A 1,545-nucleotide genomic window follows, 5' to 3' on the forward strand; every position below is an offset into this window, starting at 1 on the left:
CGCGAGGCGATGGCGTGGCTTGCGTCGCTCGCCAAGGAGCGGCGGCTCTCGGCGAAGACCGTCGAGGCCTATGGGCGGGATCTGCGCCAATTCCTCGCGTTCCTGACGAACCATCTCGGCGAGCCGCCGAACGTGAAGGGCATCCTGGGCCTGAAGCCGATGGATATCCGGGCCTTCCTGGCCGCCCGGCGGATGGATTCGGTCGGCAGCCGCTCGCTCATGCGCCAGCTCGCGGCCCTGCGCTCCTTCGCCCGGCACCTGGAGCGCGAAGGCCATGGCACGGCCTCGGCCTTCGCGGCGATTCGCACCCCGAAGGTGGACAAGAACCTGCCGCGCCCCCTTTCCGCCTCCTCGGCGGTTGCGGTGACGGATGCCGAGACGCGGGCATCCGAGAACCGCAAGCCCTGGATCCTGGCGCGGGACGCGGCCGTGCTCTCCCTGCTCTATGGCGCGGGCCTGCGCATCTCGGAGGCCCTGGGGCTGCAGCGCCGCGATGCGCCGGTCAACGGGATCGATACGGTCACGGTCATGGGCAAGGGCGGCAAGATGCGCAGCGTGCCGGTGATTGCGCCGATCCAGCGCGCCGTCGAGGAATATCTGCAGCTCTGCCCCTATGCGATCCCGCCGGAAGGGCCGCTCTTCGTCGGCGCCCGCGGCGGGCCGCTCTCGCCGCGCATCATCCAGCTCGCGGTCGAGGAGCTGCGCGGTGCGCTCGGCCTGCCGGACAGCGCCACGCCTCATGCCCTGCGCCACTCCTTCGCCACCCATCTCCTCGCCAAGGGCGGCGACCTGCGCGGCATCCAGGAGCTTCTGGGCCACGCCTCGCTCTCGACCACGCAGCTCTACACGAAGGTGGATGCGGCCCGCCTGATGGACGCCTTCAATGCGGCCCATCCGCGGGCGCGGGTGAAGCAGGACGTTTGACGACGCCATCAGGCCTGGTGGGCTCCTGCCGCTGGGAACGACGGCGCCGCTTCCTCGCCCCGGGTTTGATTCGGTGATCCCGATGCTGTGAAGCGCTGAGCCCTTCCGATCGGGATGGTCGGGAGGAGCCCTGCCACGACGGGAAGGTTTGTCGACTACTCCGCCGCGACCGGCTGAGCCAGCAATTGCCGGGCGGCGGGGCCGATATCCCCAGCTGTCCAATGAGGCCGGCAGACGGAGACGTAGCGGCCCTCGCCGCCGATCTCGACCACCTCGCCCGAGCGCACGGCCTCGCCGTTGCGGTCGTATTTGAGGATCATCGTGGCCTTGCGGCCGCAATGGCAGAGCTGCTTGATCTCCTGGAAGTCGTCGGCAAGCGCCATCAGGGCGACGATCGCGTCGCTGAACAGCGTCCCGTAGACGTTGTTCTTCAGCCCATAGGCCATGACGGGAATCTTCAGCTCGTCGACGATCCAGGCCAGCTGGCGGATCTGGTCCGCGGTCATGAACTGGACCTCGTCGATGAGCACCGCCGTCACCGGGCGCTTCGCGTGCTCCGCCGCCACGATGGCGTCGATGGCGTCTTCCATCCGCAAGGGCCTCGCCGCAGCCAAGCAGCCG

At 69.1% G+C, this 1,545-nt stretch carries 2 protein-coding genes; one reads left to right on the forward strand and one right to left on the reverse strand.

Annotated features, from left to right (window positions below):
• Window positions 1–924: tyrosine recombinase XerC (locus tag RIN79_RS21505; RefSeq protein ID WP_309086750.1), on the forward strand; the 924-nt coding region annotated here is incomplete at its 5' end.
• A gap of 155 nt (window positions 925–1,079) precedes the next feature.
• On the opposite strand, the gene RIN79_RS21510 is transcribed toward RIN79_RS21505, so the two are convergent.
• Window positions 1,080–1,545: thymidine kinase (locus RIN79_RS21510; protein WP_309086751.1), on the reverse strand; the 466-nt coding region annotated here is incomplete at its 5' end.

It is taken from the genome of Chelativorans sp. (genome assembly GCF_031180965.1).
In the GTDB taxonomy this organism is placed as follows: domain Bacteria; phylum Pseudomonadota; class Alphaproteobacteria; order Rhizobiales; family Rhizobiaceae; genus Chelativorans.